Below are 21,934 nucleotides of genomic sequence, written 5' to 3' on the forward strand. Positions count from 1 at the left end.
GACCCAGACTGTCGATAGCCCAGGCATTGAACGCCTCGGCTAACTCAGTAAAGTTGAGACGCACCATGATCCGGCGCAAGGTGGACAGGCTGGGCAACCGCTCATGAGGCAACTCCATCACGCGCAATAGCTCTGCTTGATGACGTTGTACGAAAGTGGCCAAGGGGCGATAGCCATAGCACCCACTCATGGTCCCCATCACCACCAAGACTAAAATGATCCACAAGGGATACACCGGTTTAGTTCGATAGTCACGGACCTGCTGAAAGTGGCGAATTAAGCTCATGGAGAGAACACGGGGGCGATAGAGCACACCCCCATTATCTTTTTTCTACCACCGATAGATCAGCCCTGCTGTGGAAAAGGGAGCGAGCTACATCAACTGTAATACTTGATATACGCATTAAATAGCCCCCAATACACAGGCACTGAGGGCGGCTTTGTTATAGAAATTTGAATAGGCAGTATGTCTGCCCTCAGTGTCTAGAGTACCCAGTTCTGTAGGGAGAGATCGCACCTTTCAAGTGAGCACAATCCCTCAAGTTCTTATTGGGTTTGAGGGGTTGTGCTCACGCCTTCTATAAGATGGGAACGAACACAAGTCAATAGGCTATTAAACCGGAAAGGCTTGGCAATGAATGCTTGAGCCCCTAAGGAGAGAACGTCTTCTCGAACTTCGTCATTGTCAAGAGCCGTCACAACAATCACAGGAATCTGCACTGCTTGCGCACGGATTTCCTTTAAAACTTCCCTGCCGTCCATTCCAGATAGCCCTAAATCTAGCAATATAAGGTCGAATTTTCCTGACAAAGCTAAGGGAAGAGCTTGCTCTCCATCTAATACTATCTGGGTTTGATAGCCTGCTTTTTTCAATCCTTTTGACACAAAGGAGGCGATTCGGGAGTCGTCTTCAACAATTAGAATAGTCGCCACAGTACAAACTGTAATTCAAGTCGTCAACCCTGAAGCTTAAAGGCTTTTTTGGGAAGAAGATGTAAGCATTGACTCAGAATTTGCGGAAAAGTGCCAATTATTCGTTTAATAGGACATCGTAGCTGATGAATGCAACCATTCATAACACTGCGCGCCCGTTCACTCCCAACACCAACCGCTGCCGCTCTCCCTTCCCACCTTGAAAATTCTGGTCCAAGATACTCAACATCTCCCTGGGTAGCTTCTTGGTGACATGCGCTGCTGGCCCATCGATCCATTGAGTGTCATCAATCCCCATGGACCTGATCCATTCCCGGCACTGCTTATTGGCCTTGGTACCTCGACCGAAACCATACCGCTTGGATAACTCAGTGATCGTCACCCCATCGAATTTCTCAGGACGGCCATAGGCATCAACAATTACGGTGACAGGCTTCTCAACTTCGATAACAGCTTCAGGCTTGCCAAAGGCCAAGGCGGGCAATGCTGGGTTGTTGTTCCAGTTACAGGAATCTGGTGTTGGTTTTGTGGTTCAGGAGAATGCCCTGGGATGTACCCGAGTGCTCAAGGTACTGACCGATTCAGGCCGCTCTCAGGTTGTGTGCTTGGCTGCAATATCTATGCCCAGGGTTACGAGCTACTGAGTTGCCGAGGGACTAGAGGCAGAGTTCGGAGAAGGTTGAAGAGTCTAGGAAATTAATGGGTGTCAAGTATGGGAATACGGATTAATTAGTTAGTTGCAATGGAGCTCATCAACTGTTTGAGCCACTTCAAAGAGCACTCCTTCTTCCAATACTGGAAAAAAACGAATTCCCACATTGCCATCAGTGGAAAGCAGGATCTCCATTCCATTGTCATACTGTGATCAAAGACATCCACATTAGACGCAACGGTACACTCACCTAGCAAACGCTAGGGATTGGGTTTAAGGGGCATCACCACACCTTTCTCACTCTAATCATTCTTGCCTTAATTACAATGTTCCTGCTCTCTGCACTTCTCAACGGTGAATCCCTAGATGCTTCCATGAATAATGCTCAAATCGCTTATTCAAGCCACAGAAAATCGTTGACTCGCAGCTTCCCTGAAGAGCGAAACCAAGCTTCAGAAACAACCTCTTCAGAGGATTTACCCTTTTGCGATCGCACTCAAGCTATTGATGCTAATAGTCGGGGTTGCGAAGGATAATCTGTACTCAATAATTAAGCTAACAAAAAGCGAGACCCCCACCCAGAGCCCTCGCCGTATTAGACATGATTGAAAAGGGACTCACCGACTAACCCCTTATTCAGCACTATCCTCAGGCAGGAACTGCTTCAACTCTTCTTCACCCCAAATCATTGCCCTACACTTAATGCTTCTAGCTTCAAAAACATATACCGTTTCAACTGCGTCTTCAGAAAGCAACGTATTTTCCGTTGTGGCTGCCAGAAGAAGTACAGTATGGCACTTAGGGAAATGGCCACACTGTAGCTATGTGGGAGTAATCACTACTGGAAGCCGTGAAGCTTGCCCCAAAGCAAAACCCCCAGCGCGAACCGCCAGGGGCATCAGGATTAGCTTCGATTTCTACGTCGATGCTTAACCAGCTATATAGGCTTGGGCCCGCTCAAGCCGCTGATTGACTTCATCCCAGTTGACTACATTCCACCAGGCATCCAGGTAGTCTCCTCGGCGGTTTTGATACTTTAAGTAATAGGCATGCTCCCAAACATCATTGCCCAGGATGGGATAGTTACCCTCCATCAAAGGACTGTCTTGGTTCGCTGTTCTGGTTATTCTTAGCTGACCATTTTTAGTTAATGTCAACCATACCCAGCCGCTACCAAACTGACTAAGGCCCGCACTCTTAAAGATTTGTTTGAACTGTTCAAAGTCACCAAATGTATCATCAATGGCGGCGGCTATCGCACCTGTGGGGCGTCCTTGACCATTAGGAGTCATAATTTCCCAGAACATGGTGTGATTAGCATGGCCACCACCGTTTTTGCGAACATTTGCCCGAATATCCAAGGGTAGTTCATGAACCTTACTGATTAATTCTTCTAAGGAATCATTCTGCAATTCAGGATAGTTTGCGATCGCGGCATTTAAGTTTCGTACATAGCCAGCATGGTGACGATCATGATGTATCGTCATTGTTTCACTGTCTATATAGTCATCTAAGGCATCATAGTCATAGGGCAAAGGTGGCAAGGTAAATTCTCCAGCCGACCGTTCTGCCAGTTTAGTTTGAGAAAATAAAGGTTGACCAGCAGCGTCGCCGACAGCAGCACGTACTGGAAAAAGTTGGACGTTACTCCATAATAACGACGTCAACAGCGCCATCGGAAACAGCCATAAAAACAAGCGTTTAAGTTTCATAGGAAGATCCCTACTAAATCACATCTACCTATTCACGCAAAGCAGAACTCACCAAGATGAATAAAGATATGAATAATTAGTCTTTATAAAGATGAGTTTTTAATTTTTACTAAAAACTCATCGGGAACTTCTGGAGCAAAACATTCTCTTTTAGGAGATGAGCAATATAAGCTAGGCGGAACATTCCTATTTGATAGTCGCCTCTAAAGACATCACTTTTTCACGTATTACCTCTGAACTACATCCGTTTTTTCTTGCTACTACACAAAGGTCGCATTAGAACGAGCGACACCCATTCCCAGCATTTTCGGGGTCGTTTATATGGCTTCCTTTGCAGCCTAGGAGTGGCGAGGAAAACGCGATATGCCTTGCCCGTTCTCTTGTCCAGACCACTGCATAACCCCCTCTTTATAAAGCGATTCCACGTCCATCTGGCACCGTAACCGCCGATCTCCTTATGTAACTGGGCTGAATAGCGACTGAAATCATACACGTATGGCAGTTCACTGGATATCTCATCTGAGTCTAGATATTGCACCTGGTCCAACCTAGCCGCTAACCTCAAGACCTTGCTCCAATGCTCTATAAGGACAGAATAGGAAAATGTCATCAACTCCTCAATCAGATGATCAACGCCACATTCTTGTATTCTGTCGTAGTCGCCCTGGCCACCTCCAAACATCAGCTTCGTAAGTATGGCGTTGATCTTGACCTCCCCATATTCGTGAATAGCTTCGCCTACAACGCCTGCAACCGATATAGCCCCATCTTGAGCATTGATCATCAATGGAAGGGATTCCGGCGAGTCGATGTTGTAGCGATGGACTCGCCCGGTTCCGTCAGGGTTGATTCTAACTCCATTGACCACGACGCCGAAAGCCCTATATAGGCAGCAGTGGCTGGCTTCATGGATGGCGGTTAGCGATATGTTCGTGTGAGTCATTTATTCATCCTCACATAAACATTCACCGCCAGTCCAGCTGGAGTACCGAAACTATAATTTACGGGGCAATAATCACAACCTGCCCCGTAAATATCAAGGATTATCTATAAAAGCAGTTCGGGTTTGAAGGCGTTCGTGTCGGCGAAGATTAACCGACAGCAGCTTGATTGCTCAGTTGACTAACAGCTGATTAACCGCTTTTTTAATAAATGCCTCATCTGCAGGGTTCTGATATGGGTTACCTGCTCGATGCCCCCAGATTGAGGGAATCGGCAGGTATGTGCTCTCAAGCATCAGCTTCGCTTCTGCCTCACAGTCTTCGGGTGTAAAGTACAGGTCCGTCGTCGCAGGCATGACCAAAGTCTTGGCTGTAATCGCCCCCATTGCCTTCACATAATCTCCCTCGTAGACTGGGTTATTCCCCACATCACAGTGCAGCCAGGTCTCAATCATCGCCAGCAAATTATGGGGGTCACGCCGTCGATAGCCCGCCTCCCAACTGCGCATTAGATAATCTTCTAACGACTCATACCCCCATTCTAAATAGGGTTTGGCCCGATAATAGGCCTGGGATGCAGCCCAGCTGGCATAGATCTGCGTAAACGTGTGAAAGCCCTTTTCCGGCACACCTTCAAATCGTTCACCATTCCAGGCCGAATCGCTCTGTAAAGCAGCCTTCAGGCTGTACAGAAAAATCCGATTATGGTCAGTGGTCTTAGCGGTGCCACACAATGCCGCAATCCGCTGCACTCGTTCAGGATATAGCGCTCCCCAGTGGTACCCCTGCTGCGCCCCCATAGACCAACCATAAACCAGCGCTAACTGCTCAATCCCCAAACTATCTAACAGAGCAGCTTGAGCCCGAACATTGTCGTAATGGGTGAAGTAAAATCCTGGTTTTTTAGCCGCTTCACAGGTACTTGGCGATGTGGAGAGACCGTTACCAAACATATTGGGCATAATTACAAACCAGTCCGTCGGGTCTAAAATTCCCCCCGGACGCACTAACCAATCCACATCACTATGCTGCGCACCATAGGATGTGGGATACAGCACTATATTACTGCGCTCAGGATTTAACTCTCCATAGGTTTGGTAGATGACCTCAGCTTCAGGCAACACCAGTCCACACTGTAAAGAAAAATCCTTTAAAGCAAATCTGTTAGAAGCTGTCATTATTGTTGCCTGTAGAACATAACTCTAATGCGGTCATGAATGCACAACCAATAGCTTTGTAACTGTCCCAGAGATACCGTTGGCTTCGACTCCGCTCAGGGGACGCTGACATACCTTTGATAAAACGTCTTCCCTACTCAAACCTGGCAACAATATCTTGATTCACTCCCACATACCCCCTATCAACCTGCCCCAAATACTCTTTCAGACTCTGATGTGCAGTTGGCAAGGCATGAAACGGAATCGACGGATACATGTGATGCTCGGCATGATACGGCATATTCCACATCAGAAACCTCACAGGCCAAAGCGTTAGTGTTGTGCGCGTATTGGTCAGTGGATTATTATCATCCGAACAACCTGTATGCTCAGCGATGAGAACAAACCTTAAAAATGGTTGTCCAATCGCCAGGGGCAATAGCCAATAGGTGACGATAAACCACGGATGACCTAGGGCAGCTGTCACTAATCCAATCATCCCATAAGCCCCCAACTGCAGACGAGTTGAGCGAATTACGTCGCCATAGGAACTTTCTGGCAAATAGTAACGGTTCTCTACCTGGCCCAGGGATATTTTCACGTGTCCCAACACCTTGCCATACCACCAGGGAATACCACTTATTCTCCATAAATACTGCCCCCAGTTTTCTGGCTTCGGATCATCTAGCTCAGGATCTTTGCCTGCAATCTGTGTATAGCGATGGTGCCACTTATGGTAATACCGATAAAACGTACTGTTATAAAATGACAGCAACCCTGCCCACCAAGCAACAACATCGTTAGCTTTAGCATTGGCAAAGGCTGTTCGATGCACACACTCATGGGTCGGGCAGAACATCATGGCAAGACCAATCCCATAGACTAAGAGCGCTGTTAGCTTTAGCCAACCGGACGCACTTCCCCATATACAACCACTCACCCCGAGTACAGCTAAATGTACAGAAAATCTGGCAAAACCTGCTGCATTAGAGCGCGTATTTAAAATCTTAAGCGCATCAACAGCTAATATTTTATGAGGCTGCGGCACGTATACTTTGGGAGATTGAACTGAGTCAGTTAACATCTTCTAAACACTGATGAAACAAGCGCCTGTAGACTTAGAGTATTCAATCTTTCTGTAATACTTGTTATGACAAGTAAAAGCTATCACACCCTTGCTGGTATAACAAGTCTACGTAATATTTTATTCAACCCCTGACATACGCATGTCCTCTGTTCCCCTGCATATAAGTATCTCAGAGAAGCTTCGCCAGCAGATTGAGTCAGGTGATTATCTACCTGGGGAAAAACTACCTAGTGAGCATCAGCTGATGGCTACCTTTAACGTCAGTCGTATTACTGTTAGGCGTGCCGTTGCTAACTTGGTTAATCAGGGTCTTGCTAAGGCTCAGCAGGGTAAGGGGGTTTTTGTCACACCCCAGAAAAAAGTTGCTTATTCGTTGTCGAGTCCATTGACTTTTATAGAGCAAGACCTTGCTAAGAAAGGCATTCGGCTTACATTTGAAAACCTTACCTTTAGAAAGGTAAAACCATCTAAACGGATACAAACAATCTTGCAGCTAACAGATAAACCATCGGTTTATCTGCAAAAGAAACTGTTATGTATGGATAGTGCTGTTGGAGCAGTTGATATTAGCTATATCTTATTGGAACTAGGGCAGGAATTTGGCCCTCAGCTCAAGCAGCAGATGACATTCCCCACATTAGAGGCACATGGGATCATCATTGAACAGATTGATGCTGTGATTGAATGCACCCATGCTGATTATGAAATGAGTGGATATTTGGCGGTGCCTCTAGGGCAGCCTCTTATTGTCTATCGCTACACAGCGTATACTCGTCAGCAGTGTCCAATATTGCATGGAGAAACCATCTCTCGGGCGGATCGTTTTTGCTATTCTCTTTCACTTCAGAAATAATTAAGATTTAGCCATTGCTGGTTGAGAGGATAAAGCGATTGGCCGAGACTGTACCATGGCATCGTACCTCTGGCTTGGTATCCATATCACTTGGTTGTTTGGCATCATCGCTCTGCACGATCTGCAATATGAGGCCGCGTGTTGATAGATCCTGTAGCTGTCCCTAAAAAGCTAGTCCCATTGGTATAAAGTCGTTGGGTCGGATAGGCAAAGTGAATATTATCTTCTTTGGCAAAGGCCTTGAGAATAGCTTCCCACTTTTCTTGTTCAGTGCTGCGGCGACGTCTGGGTTCACATAGATAGCGAGTGGTTAGCAATACTCCACTTTCTTTGACGGAGGTATAAACAATTGGGGTGAGCTTGGAGTAGAAGATTAAATATTTTTTGGTGGCCTGTTCCACCCGTTCCTGGGCCACTTTACTGAGCTGTTCGGTATGCTCGTTGGCAATGGCGGTCAATATAGATTTAGCTTTTTCCCAATCGCTCTCAAAGGTAATCAAAACTGGAATTTCATTCCAGATGTACTGAAACCCTTTTGAGTAGTTTGCGATCGCAGTTTGAAATACCCGGCTATTGGGCACATGAATAATGCGCCCGGTACTCTGGTCAGCCTCAACCCAGTTACCAATTTCCATCAGGGTAAACTGAAACATACGAACATCAATGACATCGCCAGCATGTTCTCCAATTTCAATCCGATCGCCCACCTGAAACGGCTGCCGCCACAGCAAAAAAATCCAGCCAACAAAATCGACAATCGGCTCCCTGAGGGCAACCGTTAGACCCGCCGTAATAATCCCCAAAAATGTTGAGATATTACCAATGGCTGGCAGCCAGGGACCAATCACCAAAAAGAGTGAGATGATTAGACTGCCATAGCTAATACTCTTACGCCAGGTATAACGGACCCTCGGATCGTCGATTTGATCATTGATCAAACGAATCGCCATTAAACGTAAGGTCAGTACCAAAAAAAGCCCCAGCCCGGAAGCAATCAGCTTTTCCTGGAGACCGATAGACGTGCTTAGTAACAATTGCAACATTCGCTATACTTAATTGAAATGATCAGCGTAAAATTCAAAACTCGGTCTAGTAAAAAAATAAATAAAAAGGGTCTATAGAGCATAGTGTAGCCAGCTAGCTGCATTAGCACCAAGGTGGATGAGTGATGGGGTAACGGGGGGCATGATTTAAGCGCGGGAGCCTATTCGATCAGAGGTTGCCGATGAATACGGCTCTGTTGCAAAAATAATTTTATTTTTTTAGTCGTCAAATTATCCTTGTTGCCACTAGCTCAAAGGGGATTGCACAAATTTCAACCCCTTGATTCTATAGGGATTTGGCTATTGTCTCCTGTAGATAATTCTGTCTATACTCGTAGCTAGAAATTCACAGCCAACAACAATATGTCTGCTGGCTTTAGAAATAGTTAGGGATCAGGATTTTATCAGCTCCAAAAAAGTTTCTGCAGAGGCGTTCCATGGAACGCCTGTACGGCAAAAGATAGGACCTAGTTGAATCCTCATTCCTTAGCAAAAGCGTGGTAGCAGTCATCAGGAGTATTCGATGAAACAACAACTTAAGCGACGACCCAGGCGACAACAACGCTATCGTCTGATTAGCAGCACTGTTCTTGTCCTACTTGGTTTTGGCCTCGGTCTTGGCCTTCGTTTCCAGGCTAAAGCAGCCTCTGAGCAAAGAGATCTCTGCCAAGAGATTATCTCCAGTCAGGCTGTCCTCTCTCGACAACAGCTCACCCAGTTGCTCACTGTCCCTGAACGAGAGAATCGTCAAGCTATTGAAGCTATCACAGCAGATCCCTACTGCACTCTGACAGCGATCGAAGTGCGGGCTGGAGTTATCGCTGAACGAGCGGCTTATCCCCTGGCATTTGACCCGAATACCTGGCTGGTGGTGCTGTATGAAGATGAGGAGTATGTGGGCTATGGGTTCAGATTACAGCATTAAAGAGCAAGGGGAGCAGGCTTTGACTGCGCTCAGCCGAGGGGAGGGGCGCGGGAGACAGGGAAGCAAGAGACTATCTCCTCAGGGGATGATGCGACTATTGGGTGGGTGTGGGCTTTTCCTGCTGGCTGCCTGCCAGTCGGGTCCACCGTCACCGCGCACCATTACTATTCAACAAACCTGGGACCTGCAGGTGGGTAATCAGGTGGGTGACTACCGCATCAGCAGCGGTTTGGGTGATATCACTTTGGAGCTGGGCGGCGACTCGGTACACATGCCCTTTGCTGGCAAAGTCCAACCGATGGATGAGTACTGTGTTGCCCTAACCAGTCCGGAGGTACCGGCCTATCTTTTTCGTCTCTGTGGCATCAATCGCCCTAGCCTGGGCCAGCGTAGTCAGGGAGAGGCCATTGGTCGAGCACAGCAGCTGGTCTTTGCTGCTTTTAGAAAAGAACCTGACGGTACCTGGGCACTGGTTGAACCAGCTACGGATTTAATCCAACAATTTCTCGCGGAGTAAATTACGATGCGCTATCACTGGTCGATTTCTATGGGTCTGGTGTTACTGTGTGCCACTCCGGCCTTAGCTAAGAATATCGCCCTTTCATTTGATACATCACGGCCTGACCCTACTGCCAACCCGGTAGCCGTTCACTCGGATGCTCTAAAGTCAAGAGATTTGAAATCTTCTAGGAGCCAACCTCAGGCAGCTAAGAAAACATCCAACACAGGCATAGCTAGTACGGTCATTGGTCTGAGCTTTAGCCCCAAACCCCCACAGACTTCAAAACCGATGACTCCAGTGACTCAAGCTGTACTCCATACCCTGGAAGCGCTATTTCACGGTGGCAGTCACTCCCTGGTTGCTCGGGCTGTGGGTAGCGCTGAGGGGACTCGTACTCCCGATGGTGGCTACACTGCTGCTTACTATGGTCATGTGGACCCTGGCAACCATAAGTGGAATTTGGGTAGCTTTTCCTATCAGCATGGGGCCAGCTCTCCAGCTGAGGCCGATGCTCTCCAGCTTAAACGACTATACAGCCAGGCGCTTGAGCTGCGGCAACAGGCTAGCCAGCAGCAGATGACACTCTCGCTAGCTGAAGAACTGAATGGCATAGACCTGGCAAACCAGGCCCCGCTGGCGGCCCTGGACCGGGGATACATTGATTGGCTGGCTATTGCTAAACAACAGCCGATGGCCGAACGCGATCGCATCATCTGGGCTAGAACCCGTGCTTTTCTTGATCCTGACAGCGGTCGCTGGGATGCTCCTGGCTTGGGTAATACACTTAACTCGATCCGCTGGGATCAAGCCAGGCGGCAACAGGCTGTGCAACAGGCCACAAACGCACCTGCACACCCATAAATGAGCTTAGGCAGCCATAGAGCCAGACTTGCTATCCCTTGCCAACTATAACGTTACCGATTCCCGCTGCTGCATTTCTTCTAGCACCTGCCAGGCAATTTCACATTCTTGCTGAATCTGAGCATCCTCATCATCAATAATCCGGGCATGTTGCAAGGCTGCTTGCACCTTTTGCGAGAGCTCATCGCGAGAGAAGGCACCTGGATGTCCCTTCATCAGAATATCGGTTAAAGACACAATTCCTAATAGCTCATCATCTTCAATCACTGGAGCCCGATGTACGCCAGTTGCTGAAAAGATTTCTGCGGCTTCCTGTAACGTGGCATTCATTGGCATCCGTATACAGGGACGTCGCATAATGCTACCCACCCGAACAAAGTGGGGAGAACTACCCCTGGCAATTACTTTATATACAATATCCCGCTCAGTAACAATGCCGTAAGGCCCCTGTTCATAGGCTGTTTCTACAATCAATGAGCGTACTCGTTTGGTCCTCATCAGCCAGATCGCATTTTCCACCGTAGCTGTACTGCGAATCACAATGACTGGTTTGGTCATAATGTCTTTTACGAATAGCATGGTCGTTCTCCCTGGCCAATGAGTCCACCATCAGCAGATAATCTCTGCTTGATATCTTAGTCTTATGTCAAAAGTCTGAGGAATCTATGAGGAATTACTATTTGCTGTCATCCCTAGCCAAATCGACCACTAACGTAGTCTCGGGTTAACTTTTCGTGCGGTTCTTGAAAAATAGTTTCAGTGGTGTCGAATTCTACCAAATAACCATAGCGAAGTCCTCGATCGTCAGTTTTGGTGTTAAAAAATGCAGCCATGTCGGAAATGCGAGCAGCCTGTTGCATATTGTGGGTAACAATAATGATGGTGTAATGCTCTCGCAGCTCCTGCATCAGGTCTTCAATCAGGTGAGTTGCGAGTGGATCTAAAGCAGAACAAGGTTCATCCATCAGTAGAACCCTTGGCTCTATTGCAATAGAGCGAGCAATACACAGTCGCTGCTGTTGTCCTCCCGATAGGTCATACCCTCTACTGTGAAGTCGGTCTTTTACCTCATCCCATAGACCAACCCGATATAGAGAACGCTCAACTAACTGATCAAGGTTACCAACATATCCGTTGATGCGAGCACCAAAGGCAATATTCTCATAGATGGAATGGTCAAACGGATTAGGCTTTTGAAACACCATGCCAATCTGACGACGGAGTCTGTCTACTGCCATGGCCTCTGCATAAATGTTTTGACCATAAAAGTAGATTTCTCCCTGGGTGCGTGCCCCTGGAATCAAGTCATTAAGACGATTAAAACAGCGAATTAGAGTACTCTTGCCACATCCTGATGGACCAATCAAAGCAGTAATTTGATGCTCTGGAATATCAAAAGAAACATCGTGAACGCCTAAGGTAGAACCGTAGTGAACAGTGGTGTTGCGAACACTCAGAACGGTCCTGGCAGGCGCTATTGTTGCTGCTTGAAATGACATGATCAGCACCTCGTCAAACTCTTTTGCCTACATCAGTACAGTAGGTACAAATTCTGAGGAACTTAGGAAGGTAAATTTAAACACTAGTTTGAGAGATCTCTGTGTGACTTTTGTTGACCTAGGTATCAATGTGTAAACATTATCAGCAATAAGTTAAACCGTATACGATAATGCAGATGTAGGACAAATCGTTCATCTCTTTAATCATGGTTTCTCTGAGTAGTCTTGTCAGACGGAGGCATGGAAGGAGACGGAAGTAGGGATTTATCCTGAAGGAACGCGCCTCTCTTCGCTACACAGTCTAAGGAGGCGACATTATGTTGACTTACCGTGGTGTTTCTTACAACCGCAAGCCTGCTGGTTTAACTACTCGCCCTACAGGTGAGGTAGGCAAGTATCGTGGACAGACTATTCAGTTTCGAGTTGTTGATAACCCGCCACCTGCATATCCCTTTACTGCAGAGTTGGTCTATCGAGGTGTACCCTATACCGTCGGTGCAACTACTCCTAAGGTAACTCCTCCAACACCTGTTGCGGCTGATACAGTGCCGGTTGAATTCCCACCGATCAATACTTGGATGCGCGGTCTTGTGATCAAGCATTTGCGTAATATTCGTCGGCGTGAACACTCTATGCTGGTTCGAGCTGCTGAAGATGTTGGCCTACCGACTAAAGATGCGGCTGAATATGAAAGCCACATTCAAGGGAAAGTGCCCCACGACTTTGCTGGCTATGACCGTAGCAGAGCTGCTATGAGCTGACAACTATGGTCGTGTGGTTAGGTGCAAATTTACGATCGCTAAACTGTTGAGTTGAGTCACCTCGAGTTTAATCGTGGTAAAGCTCCAAAGCCCAATGTTCCTAGGAACATTGGGCTTTTTTCTTAGAATAGAGAGCGTAGTGTTGAATACTCACCTCCTGCCTGGCCGCTAAATTTTAATAGTTGGGTACCCTCTTTTACACTGTATATGGCTCCTTTGCAGAAAGGAAAGAGGGCAAAAATTACATAGATATTGGTATACCAGCTGTTGTTATAAAGCAGAGGAACCTGATTTTTCCCAATAAATAGCTGAGTTTCGACCCGGTAGTCCTGATTATGGGCATAGACTGTTGTATCCAGCGGATATTTTTGTCGGGCTTGGGGGTCAAATTGCCAATGTTGGTGCTGCCACTGGAGTTGACCGGTTTGTGCGAAAAAACGAACGGTCTTTTGAACTCCGTCCAGGGGAAAACTTAGATCTAAATAGCTGAGCTCTTGGGACCGATGATAGGTTTGCCAGACCCACTGCACACCCGATTGATGATCTGAGACAACTGCAAAATCCCAACCGCCCGCCCAAAATAACCATTGTCCAAAGGCGTTTTCTCGATAGCCATGACCGGTAATCTCAACGGTTTTGTTTTTGTTTAGGTCTCGAATATAGCCGGATACGTTTGCCCGCGGCCAAATCACATCGACGGTCCACTGTTCATTGGGCAGATGTCCCATGTCTCTACCTGTGACCGGGGTAAATGCATTGTCCCTTGGCAGCAGGCACGGTTGAGCGGCCAGGATATCAAGCTGGTACTCAATATCCTGGGTAATCCCTTCTAGTTGTAAACCACCATCTGGGTGTACCTTTAAGGTTGCCCACAGATGGGTATTGTGATCTTGGGCGGTGAGCGATTTAGTATTGGCAGATAGCTGGACATTGTTAAACGGAAAATTGATGAAATTGGCTAGCTTACGACCATTGGCAAACATGCCTGCGATCGCAACACTCACACCACTAGGCAGCAGCTTAAATCGGTTACACCAATGGGTCTTTTGAACCATCGGATCGGCGACCACATAGCCAATAGACCCAGTAAAGGCACCCTGATGGTCATGCACCATACAGTAATCCCATTCCAGACTCAAACGGCCATACAAACTAGACCTCTGCTGGGTGGGCTGTAAAATATGCCAGCCGGGTGCCTGGGCCCCAATCGCCTCCATCGGTATCGGCTATTCCACTGTTGCTTCAGCTGTTGCTGCAGCGACAGCTGAAGCTTTGGTTGTTGCTGATTGTGGGTCATGCACCACCAAAACAGAACAGGGGGCATGGTGCATCACATAATTACTCACACTCCCCAGCAACATCTCGCCCAGCCCTTTACGCCCATGGCTCCCCACAATCACCAAATCAGCTGGCCAGGTTTTGGCCTGTTCGCAGATCCCCCGTCCTACATCATTGTTGATTTGTTTAAACTGACTGCAGACCCCGGCTTCAGTAGCTCGATCAACAAAATTACGCAATCGTTCTGTGGCCGCAAGTTCATACTCACGATAGCTTTTGAGATATACATCCCAAAGACTTTCTTGCATACCCAGGCTAAAAGATGTCAGCCCAGAATTATCAGGCAGGGGCAAATGTCCACCGCCATCAGGGGTGAGCACACTCAAAAACAGTAGCTCAGCCCCTGTTGCTTTAGCCAGGTCTAAAGACTTCTGAAAAATCACGCCACAGGTGTCGCCATGGTCGAGGGCAACCAAAATTTTAGTGAACATCTCTCCTTCCTTCCTCCATCTCAGCCACCGTCAATGTTGTTTTCACCACGGAATCTGGATTGAGGCTAATGGAATCAATTCCCTGTTGAACCAGAAACTGGGCAAATTCAGGGTAATCACTGGGGGCCTGACCACAAATACCAATCTTGCGTTGGTTCTTTTTCGCCTTCTCAATGACGTAGCTAATCATGGCTTTGACGCCACTGCTGCGTTCGTCAAAGAGATGGGCCACCAGGGCTGAATCACGATCTAACCCCAGGGTGAGCTGGGTCAGATCGTTGGAGCCAATGGAGAAGCCGTCAAAGATTTGGCTAAATTCATCGGCCAAAACCACATTGTTGGGAATCTCACACATGACGTAAACTTGCAACCCATCTTCACCCCGCTGTAAGCCATGACGGGCCATCTCTGCGAGTACGTTGCGGCCTTCTTCAGGTGTGCGGCAGAAGGGGACCATGGGAATCACGTTGGTTAATCCCATATTCTGGCGAACCCGCTGCAGAGCCTGACACTCAAGGGCAAACGCGTCTCGATAGCGAGGATCGGTATAGCGGGAGGCCCCGCGCCAACCAATCATGGGATTTTCTTCCTGAGGCTCAAAGGATGCTCCACCTAGCAAATTGGCATACTCATTGCTCTTCAGGTCAGATAGACGAATCACCACAGGATTAGGATAGAAGGCAGCAGCAATCATCCCCAGACCGTGGGCCAATTTTTCAACAAAGTAATCGGGTTTATGGGTATGGAGAGCTGTCAGCGTATCAATCTCACGCTTAGTTTGGTTGTCCTCTAGCTGGTCAAAGTGCAGCAGGGCCAGGGGATGTACTTTAATGTGGTTAGCGATGATAAACTCCATGCGGGCTAAACCAACACCGTCGCAGGGAATCTCTGCTAGCCGGAAGGCTTCTTCTGGATTGCCCACATTCATCAGAATTTGTGTGCGGGTTTGGGGTAGCTGGTCAATGGCGGTTTCTTCGACTGTAAATGGGATCTGACCTGCATAAACTTTACCCACTTCGCCTTCTGCACAAGTGATAGTAACGGCCTGATCAGTGGTGAGACGCTGGGTGGCATTGCCACAGCCGACAATGGCGGGAATTCCCATTTCTCGGGCAATAATGGCGGCGTGGCAGGTGCGACCCCCTTGATCGGTAACAATGGCACTGGCCCGTTTCATAATGGGTTCCCAATCCGGGTCAGTGCGCTGGGTAATCAACACATCTCCCGGTTGAAAGTCGGCAATATTTTGGACCGATTGGATCACGCGGGCGGGTCCCTGGCCAATCATTTCACCCACGGCCTGACCTGTTACCAGAGGGGTGAGGGTTTGATTTTCGCTATGCAATACATAGTTGCGTAACACAGAGCCCGATTTTTGGGATTGTACGGTTTCGGGTCGAGCCTGGACAATAAATAGCTCGCCGGTGAGACCGTCTTTGGCCCACTCAATGTCCATCGGGGTATAGGTGTCTCGTACTTGGGAATAATGGTCTTCGATGATGCCAGCCCAGCGAGCCAGGGTGAGAATCTCGTCGTCTGTCAGGGCATAGCGCTGACGGTCTACCTCCGATACGGGCACATTCTTGGTGAGCTTACTCCCACCAACGTCGTAGACCATCTTAATTTCTTTGCTGCCCAGGTGTTTTTTCAAGATGGGGCGGTAGCCCTGGTGTAGCGTGGGCTTAAACACCAGATACTCGTCGGGGTTTACGGCTCCTTGCACAACATTCTCCCCCAGACCATAGGCGGCTGTGACCAGGGCGGCATTTTTAAACCCGGTTTCGGTGTCAATGGAGAACATGACGCCAGATGTGGCGAGGTCAGATCGAACCATACGCTGTACTCCCACCGAGAGGGCCACGGTAAAGTGGTCAAATCCCTTGATGGTTCGATAGGAAATGGCTCGGTCCGTAAACAACGAGGCAAAACATTTGTGACAGGCTTCTAAAACCCCTTTGACGCCATGGACATTGAGATAGGTTTCTTGTTGTCCAGCAAAACTGGCGTCGGGCAGATCCTCGGCGGTGGCGCTGGAACGGACGGCCACATCAAGGGCTGGGTTGTCAGCACATAGGTTCAGATAGGCACGGGCAATGGCAGCCTCAATCTCGGGGGGAAATGGGGTTTCCAAGATTAATGAGCGGACGCTGCGGCCACAGTGGCGCAGGGCGGTAACATCTTCAATATCTAGATCGGTGAGATGCGATCGCAACTTTTCCTCTAGGCCTGCTTGCTGAATAAAGTAACGATAGGCATAGGCAGTTGTTGCAAACCCCGTGGGTACACGGACTCCTTGAGGGGCCAGCTGTTGAATCATTTCACCTAGCGATGCATTTTTTCCACCCACTCGTGGAATGTCATGGATATTAATCTGTTCAAAATCAAGAATAAAGTCAGCTTGGGTATTGCTAGAAGCCAAATTGACACGTGTCGTTTGCACCATAAAACCTTGATCCAACAAACAATGGGTAGAAGCGATTAAATCGTTTCCAATTTGGGTATAAGCCAATAGTCTGAGGAAATTATGAGGATAGAATTTCACGTATCTTTTCGTTTCTTTTCATTAAAACTGTGAGACTGGGCAACGGTTTACCCCTATCCATGCGAAAATTAAAACAGGGTAGAGGAGATTCTTATCTGCCCTGTCCTGACAGAGTCTAGTCCATCTTCAAACCGTCATTAACCTATCTTGGCAAAGCCTTTTATCGGACTATGGCCTGTTAATACCATTTAACAATGAGTCAACATGGACGATGGCCCATGGAATCAGGAGCCATCAGCAGCACCCACCATGTTGCCAGGAGGGGATATGAAAAGACATTATCTAGCTGCACTACCTTTAGTCTCGATCTTGCTATGGGGCTCTGCTAGCCTAGCCGAAACTCCGGCAGAGGCAGTAATTGATGAAATGCGAGCCACTAACATCCAGCGGCTAATGATCACCAACCAATGTTATGAGTGTGATTTAGTCGGTGTGGACCTTAGCAACGCCCATCTAATTGGGGCCGATCTGCGAGGCGCGATCTTGACTGGTGCGAATCTTTCCTGGAGTAATCTAGAAGGCGCTGATCTGACGGGAGCTACTCTTACCGGAGCCGACCTCACCGGCGCTTTTTTAACCAATGCCAGTCTGGCCAATGCCGATTTGGACAATGTTAACTTTTCCCAAGCAATTCTGCATGATGTCGATGTAGCCGGGGCATCGATGGAGAATCTCAATCTTGCAGGAGCCACCATTGAAGGGACTGGTATTAGCATTGGTGGCGGTACTGACCCCTTAGAGGACGAAGAATTACCGATTCTGGTACCCAGTAATGGTGAAGACCTGATGCCACCCAGTCAGCCATGGTTTGTACCGGGGGCACCCACCGACAATATTCTAGATGTCCCACCGCAAATTGTTCCGCAAGTTTAAAGGTGCTGACCCAGGTCGATCAATACTCTGACGCCGATCAATACGCTTTGTAAACATCTGGCTGTTTTTTGTTGGAAGGAGTATCTTAAAGATAAGGCACATATCAACGATGTCTTCTTGGCATCGAAACCTTAAGAACTAAAGCCTGTGCCTCCTGCTTTTAGTTCATGCAATGAGTTCGATTCTCATCAGACATTCCATTTATGAGGTCAGTATCATTCTGATTTCCTGCTTTGTTACTGTCTCTTCGGTCTGTAGCAGGCAGTGGAGGAGAGCTGACCTAAGCTCTATAGTCTCCTAAAGAGGCTGGGATGTATGCAGATAGAGCTGATTGCACCAATAAAAATCAGTTAGTATGGGGCTAGTCGTGCACGCTAGCCCCATACTTTTTAGTATTTGTATTTATGCAGCACTAAGGCTCCTCAGCCCTAGTGCTGACTAGTGTTTTGAATATCTCCTTCGAAGGGTTGGACCCCGGTTTTAGGATAATCATTATCGTTGGGAGAGAACAGCCGTTTAGCTGCATCTAACAACCAAACTGCAGACCGTTGAACAGACTGACCAGTTGAGTTCACCATTCTTTGTAATTTCATAACAACCCTCTTGTACTTAACTGTGCTTTTCACGGGAGGAATATTGCAATTCCCAACAGTTTTCTAAAAACTGTATTTTGTTGTAATGGTCAAACTTCCACGGATTGAGAACTGTAGGACTATTTTTGTCAAACAGTGGTTGATTTATATAACTCCATAACACTGTCCAAACATTCTTTAAGCTGTCTTTCCAGGTATTCATCCCCTTAATACTCCTCAGCTTTTACTGCCGAATACTTTGCAGAATAGAAGAAAAGTTTGGGGATGTTATGAGGACAGCAATGGGCTTTGCCGATTTGGTTTAACCCTACAAAATGCTCATATTCTTTATCTAACATTTTAGGTGGCCAGGTACGACAGATCTGAGCTGTTCTGTTACTAATAGTCACACGTGATTATGGTTTCCCAGGTGTTGCCTCCTCTGATTGAGCACATGTTGCGGTCTAGTTTTTATCCCCACTGGACCCAAGACCCAATTGAGCTGATCCAAACCCACACTGCCTATGTCTTACTCACGGGAGACTATGCCTATAAAGTTAAAAAGCCGGTGAACTATGGATTTTTGGATTATTCCACGGTGGCAGCTCGCAAACACTTTGTAGAAGAAGAGCTGCGGTTGAATCGGCGGACTGCCGAGGAACTGTATTTAGCGGCTGTTCCGATTTATCAAGTTGGCACCACCTTTAGTCTCCTGGGGCAGGGTGAGCCGGTGGACTATGCGGTCAAAATGAAGCAGTTTCCAGCGGGCGCTTTATTTTCTGACTTGCTGGCCCAGGGACAGCTGACGCCTGCACTGATGCAGGCCCTGGCTCATCAGGTGGCAGAGTTTCACCAGCGAGCCGCTGTTAGCGATCGCAGCCAATTCTTTGGCACAATTCCCCAAATTCGGGCTGCCTTTGACCAAAACTACACCCAAACCCAAGCCTATATCGGTCGTGGTCAAACCCAACAACAGCTACAAGAAACCCAGGCCTACACCGATCGCATCTTTACCGAATGGCCAGAACAGTTTCAAACCCGCATCAACCACCACAAAATCCGGGAATGCCATGGCGATTTACATCTGAGAAATATATGTCTCTGGCACAACCGTATCTTTTTGTTTGATTGTATTGAGTTTAATGACGCCTTTCGCCATGTCGATACCCTATACGACGTCGCCTTTACCGTGATGGACTGCGATGCGCGGGGGCGGGCCGACCTGGGCAATATCTTTCTCAACACCTATCTAGAGGACACAGCCGACTGGGAAGGGGTCGAACTGTTGCCGCTGTATTTAAGCCGTCAAGCCTATACCAGAGCTAAGGTCACCTCCTTTTTACTCGATCAGCCCAGTCTGTCTCCCCAGCAGCAGCACACACTCCAAACTGAAGCTCAGGCCTATTACACCCTGGCCTGGCACTATACTCAACGCCCTCGAGGTCGCTTGATTCTGATGTCAGGGCTTTCCGGCACGGGGAAGAGTACGGTAGCGCGACGGCTGGCGCAGCGACTCAGGGCCATCCATATTCGCTCCGATGCGGTGCGAAAACATCTAGCCGGTCTGCCTTTGCAACAGCGTGGGGCTGCCAGTCTCTATACATCGACCATGACCCAACAGACTTACGACCGTCTATGGAAGTTAGGCATTCATCTAGCATCCCAGGGGCACACCGTGATTCTGGATGCAAAATATGATCGAGTTGCTACCCGGCAAATAGTCCTAGCACAGGCCAAAGCTGCCAATATTCCAGTTACCATCCTGGTCTGCCACGCTCCTCTGACCGTATTGCGCCAGCGTCTACAGCAGCGTACAGGTGACATTGCCGATGCCACAGTGGAGCTACTCAGCCGTCAACAGGTCACCGCCGAACCTCTCACCGCCGATGAGCAGTTGCTGGCTATCGATCTCGATACCAGCGCTGGAGTAGACGACGATCAGCTCCAGGCCGTTGCCAACGGCTGCATCGGGTGTGACAGCTGATGAACTTACCATTGAGGCCAGCCATGTATCGGTTATCGTTAAAGTTGAGCAACACATCTAAGCCTAAAACAGCGGGGGTGTAAGCTACACAGGCGGCTGGCCAAGCATAAGGAGGGTTACCCCACATGAAACAACGTCGTCTTAACGCCTATCTCAAACTTATTCAAGAGTTGTTAACCTGCCCTCGGGGTGAAGAATGGATACGCCTCAAGCAGCATGAGGACTTGGTCGATGCTAATCTCGTCCAAATCATGGAACAGATTGCCTCACAGCTGTTACAAGAGGGGAATCGCCAGGCCGCTATTTTCTTACACAACTGGGCGGCAAAACTACATCATATTTTGGTCAAAGAGACCCCATCCGCCAAACCCGCAGACGATAAATCCGAGGCCTATTTGTCATTGATACAGGAGTTGTTAGCCTGTTCAGAAGACGAACAAGAAACCCTACTGGCCGATCACCGTGATCTGGTGGGCCCCGGTTTAGTCCATAAAATGCAGCAAGTGGCTCAACAACTTCAGCAGCAAGGCTCTGAGTCCTCAGCCATCTATTTACAAAATTTGGCCAATGAGCTGAACCAGGCCTGGATTGAGGCCCATGCGTTTCGTCCCGACTTGCAAAAAGACTTGCCCATTGTTCCTAGCGCTGAGACAGCGGCAGCGGAGACCACTGCAGAACCAGCTGATACCCCGTCGTCTTTGCCCTCCACCCAGCCTGTGGCTACATCCCTGCAGTTAGAGGTTAATCAGCAGCTGGCCACCGCAATTGCTGAGATCTCCCAGTCACTCCGTCAGCTGAATCAAATGATTGCGGCGCAACAATCTACCCCGCCCAATCCACTGTGGTATATGGAGGTCTTAGAACGAGCGGCCACCGCCCAATGGATACTGACTACCGATGAAATCGAACAGCTGATTGGGGTCAAACCGAAATGTCACGGTAAAGAACACACCTATGAGCGCGGTACCTGGACCTTTGTAAAGGTTGGTAAACTCGGGGCTCAAACCGCCTGGAAAGTGATCAAGACCCAGCTGGTGCCTTCTGTTGCTACGGTGGATACCTCGGACAATAACGGTCAGCCCAAGCATCGCCAGGTCAACGCCGTCAAACCTAGAGCATCCCTGGCCAAACATCCGCCGCTACAGCCAACGATTTTAAATAATGCCCCCGAGCGTGAGCAGTCTGAGCCCCTGGAGATACCGGAAATGGAGGATGTTTGGGCCTAGTAAACAATCGGAATTCTTGCTGTTCACCACATTTTCACAATT

Annotated in this window: 23 protein-coding genes and 1 riboswitch; of the genes, 9 read left to right on the forward strand and 14 right to left on the reverse strand. The window is 48.2% G+C overall.

Annotated features, from left to right (window positions below; translation table 11 throughout):
- The 3 genes from N836_RS55385 to N836_RS55395 form a co-directional block, all read right to left on the reverse strand.
- The coding region (locus N836_RS55385; protein ID WP_023070614.1) for a transposase family protein at positions 1 to 286 on the reverse strand (286 nt) is incomplete at its 3' end.
- A gap of 260 nt (positions 287 to 546) precedes the next feature.
- Positions 547 to 933 (reverse strand): response regulator transcription factor, encoded by a 387-nt coding sequence (locus tag N836_RS55390; protein ID WP_023073467.1) that lies wholly within the window; start codon positions 931 to 933, stop codon positions 547 to 549.
- Positions 934 to 1,072: 139 nt separating this feature from the next.
- Complete coding sequence (locus N836_RS55395) at positions 1,073 to 1,408, reverse strand: hypothetical protein (RefSeq protein ID WP_152532163.1); 336 nt, start codon at positions 1,406 to 1,408, stop codon at positions 1,073 to 1,075.
- Positions 1,409 to 1,911: 503 nt separating this feature from the next.
- Here N836_RS55395 and N836_RS75915 point away from each other — a divergent pair.
- On the forward strand, positions 1,912 to 2,121 hold the full coding sequence (locus N836_RS75915; RefSeq protein WP_152532164.1) for a hypothetical protein: 210 nt from the start codon (positions 1,912 to 1,914) through the stop codon (positions 2,119 to 2,121).
- Between the two features lie 393 nt (positions 2,122 to 2,514).
- Here the strand turns inward: N836_RS75915 and N836_RS55400 are convergent, their stop codons facing one another.
- The 4 genes from N836_RS55400 to N836_RS55415 form a co-directional block, all read right to left on the reverse strand.
- On the reverse strand, positions 2,515 to 3,297 hold the full coding sequence (locus N836_RS55400; RefSeq protein WP_023073470.1) for a superoxide dismutase: 783 nt from the start codon (positions 3,295 to 3,297) through the stop codon (positions 2,515 to 2,517).
- A 238-nt stretch (positions 3,298 to 3,535) separates the two neighbouring features.
- Positions 3,536 to 4,240, reverse strand: coding sequence for a hypothetical protein (locus N836_RS55405; protein WP_023073471.1), 705 nt, complete (start codon positions 4,238 to 4,240; stop codon positions 3,536 to 3,538).
- Between the two features lie 171 nt (positions 4,241 to 4,411).
- A complete protein-coding gene (locus N836_RS55410; RefSeq protein ID WP_023073472.1) occupies positions 4,412 to 5,416 on the reverse strand; it encodes an alpha/beta fold hydrolase in 1,005 nt (334 codons plus the stop codon).
- Positions 5,417 to 5,549: 133 nt separating this feature from the next.
- Positions 5,550 to 6,479 (reverse strand): fatty acid desaturase, encoded by a 930-nt coding sequence (locus N836_RS55415; RefSeq protein WP_023073473.1) that lies wholly within the window; start codon positions 6,477 to 6,479, stop codon positions 5,550 to 5,552.
- Between the two features lie 142 nt (positions 6,480 to 6,621).
- On the opposite strand from N836_RS55415, the gene N836_RS55420 reads away from it, so the two are divergent.
- Positions 6,622 to 7,335, forward strand: coding sequence for a GntR family transcriptional regulator (locus N836_RS55420; protein ID WP_023073474.1), 714 nt, complete (start codon positions 6,622 to 6,624; stop codon positions 7,333 to 7,335).
- 104 nt (positions 7,336 to 7,439) lie between these two features.
- Here the strand turns inward: N836_RS55420 and N836_RS55425 are convergent, their stop codons facing one another.
- On the reverse strand, positions 7,440 to 8,378 hold the full coding sequence (locus tag N836_RS55425; protein ID WP_023073475.1) for a mechanosensitive ion channel family protein: 939 nt from the start codon (positions 8,376 to 8,378) through the stop codon (positions 7,440 to 7,442).
- Between the two features lie 523 nt (positions 8,379 to 8,901).
- Between N836_RS55425 and N836_RS55430 the strand changes: the two genes are divergently transcribed.
- The 3 genes from N836_RS55430 to N836_RS55435 are packed head-to-tail and all read left to right on the forward strand — an operon-like array spanning position 8,902 to position 10,666.
- The gene (locus tag N836_RS55430; protein WP_023073476.1) at positions 8,902 to 9,303 is read left to right on the forward strand and encodes a hypothetical protein; all 402 of its coding nucleotides are present in this window, start codon (positions 8,902 to 8,904) and stop codon (positions 9,301 to 9,303) included.
- Entirely contained in the window at positions 9,281 to 9,820 is a 540-nt protein-coding gene (locus tag N836_RS0138375) for a hypothetical protein (RefSeq protein ID WP_023073477.1), read from the forward strand. The genes N836_RS55430 and N836_RS0138375 overlap by 23 nt, the downstream gene beginning before the upstream one ends.
- A 6-nt stretch (positions 9,821 to 9,826) precedes the next feature.
- A complete protein-coding gene (locus tag N836_RS55435; protein ID WP_023073478.1) occupies positions 9,827 to 10,666 on the forward strand; it encodes a hypothetical protein in 840 nt (279 codons plus the stop codon).
- Positions 10,667 to 10,711: 45 nt separating this feature from the next.
- On the opposite strand, the gene N836_RS55440 is transcribed toward N836_RS55435, so the two are convergent.
- Both N836_RS55440 and pstB read right to left on the reverse strand, forming a co-directional pair.
- On the reverse strand, positions 10,712 to 11,245 hold the full coding sequence (locus tag N836_RS55440) for a CBS domain-containing protein (protein ID WP_023073479.1): 534 nt from the start codon (positions 11,243 to 11,245) through the stop codon (positions 10,712 to 10,714).
- A 113-nt stretch (positions 11,246 to 11,358) separates the two neighbouring features.
- Complete coding sequence (gene pstB / locus N836_RS55445; protein ID WP_023073480.1) at positions 11,359 to 12,165, reverse strand: phosphate ABC transporter ATP-binding protein PstB; 807 nt, start codon at positions 12,163 to 12,165, stop codon at positions 11,359 to 11,361.
- 187 nt (positions 12,166 to 12,352) lie between these two features.
- A riboswitch (Glutamine riboswitch) is annotated at positions 12,353 to 12,449 on the forward strand.
- A 33-nt stretch (positions 12,450 to 12,482) separates the two neighbouring features.
- On the opposite strand from pstB, the gene N836_RS55450 reads away from it, so the two are divergent.
- Positions 12,483 to 12,926 carry a DUF4278 domain-containing protein gene (locus N836_RS55450; RefSeq protein WP_023073481.1) on the forward strand — a complete coding sequence of 148 codons (444 nt, stop codon included), beginning with the start codon at positions 12,483 to 12,485 and terminating at the stop codon, positions 12,924 to 12,926.
- Positions 12,927 to 13,048: 122 nt separating this feature from the next.
- Here N836_RS55450 and N836_RS55455 read toward each other — a convergent pair whose 3' ends face one another.
- The 3 genes from N836_RS55455 to ppsA are packed head-to-tail and all read right to left on the reverse strand — an operon-like array spanning position 13,049 to position 17,138.
- Positions 13,049 to 14,143 carry a hypothetical protein gene (locus N836_RS55455; RefSeq protein WP_023073482.1) on the reverse strand — a complete coding sequence of 365 codons (1,095 nt, stop codon included), beginning with the start codon at positions 14,141 to 14,143 and terminating at the stop codon, positions 13,049 to 13,051.
- 9 nt (positions 14,144 to 14,152) lie between these two features.
- Complete coding sequence (locus N836_RS55460) at positions 14,153 to 14,695, reverse strand: universal stress protein (protein WP_023073483.1); 543 nt, start codon at positions 14,693 to 14,695, stop codon at positions 14,153 to 14,155.
- Complete coding sequence (ppsA, locus tag N836_RS55465; RefSeq protein ID WP_023073484.1) at positions 14,685 to 17,138, reverse strand: phosphoenolpyruvate synthase; 2,454 nt, start codon at positions 17,136 to 17,138, stop codon at positions 14,685 to 14,687. The genes N836_RS55460 and ppsA overlap by 11 nt, the downstream gene beginning before the upstream one ends.
- 303 nt (positions 17,139 to 17,441) lie before the next feature.
- Here ppsA and N836_RS0138380 point away from each other — a divergent pair, with 303 nt between their 5' ends.
- Positions 17,442 to 18,110 carry a pentapeptide repeat-containing protein gene (locus N836_RS0138380; protein WP_023073485.1) on the forward strand — a complete coding sequence of 223 codons (669 nt, stop codon included), beginning with the start codon at positions 17,442 to 17,444 and terminating at the stop codon, positions 18,108 to 18,110.
- 428 nt (positions 18,111 to 18,538) lie between these two features.
- On the opposite strand, the gene N836_RS77075 is transcribed toward N836_RS0138380, so the two are convergent.
- Positions 18,539 to 18,703, reverse strand: coding sequence for a hypothetical protein (locus N836_RS77075; RefSeq protein ID WP_200867432.1), 165 nt, complete (start codon positions 18,701 to 18,703; stop codon positions 18,539 to 18,541).
- Between the two features lie 397 nt (positions 18,704 to 19,100).
- Between N836_RS77075 and N836_RS55470 the strand changes: the two genes are divergently transcribed.
- Together N836_RS55470 and N836_RS77080 are read left to right on the forward strand one after the other, a co-directional pair.
- Positions 19,101 to 20,666, forward strand: coding sequence for a bifunctional aminoglycoside phosphotransferase/ATP-binding protein (locus N836_RS55470; RefSeq protein WP_023073487.1), 1,566 nt, complete (start codon positions 19,101 to 19,103; stop codon positions 20,664 to 20,666).
- Positions 20,667 to 20,791: 125 nt separating this feature from the next.
- Entirely contained in the window at positions 20,792 to 21,892 is a 1,101-nt protein-coding gene (locus tag N836_RS77080) for a hypothetical protein (RefSeq protein ID WP_023073488.1), read from the forward strand.
- Positions 21,893 to 21,934 lie beyond the last annotated feature (42 nt).

The sequence above is a fragment of the Leptolyngbya sp. Heron Island J genome, from assembly GCF_000482245.1.
Lineage (GTDB): Bacteria > Cyanobacteriota > Cyanobacteriia > Phormidesmidales > Phormidesmidaceae > Leptothoe.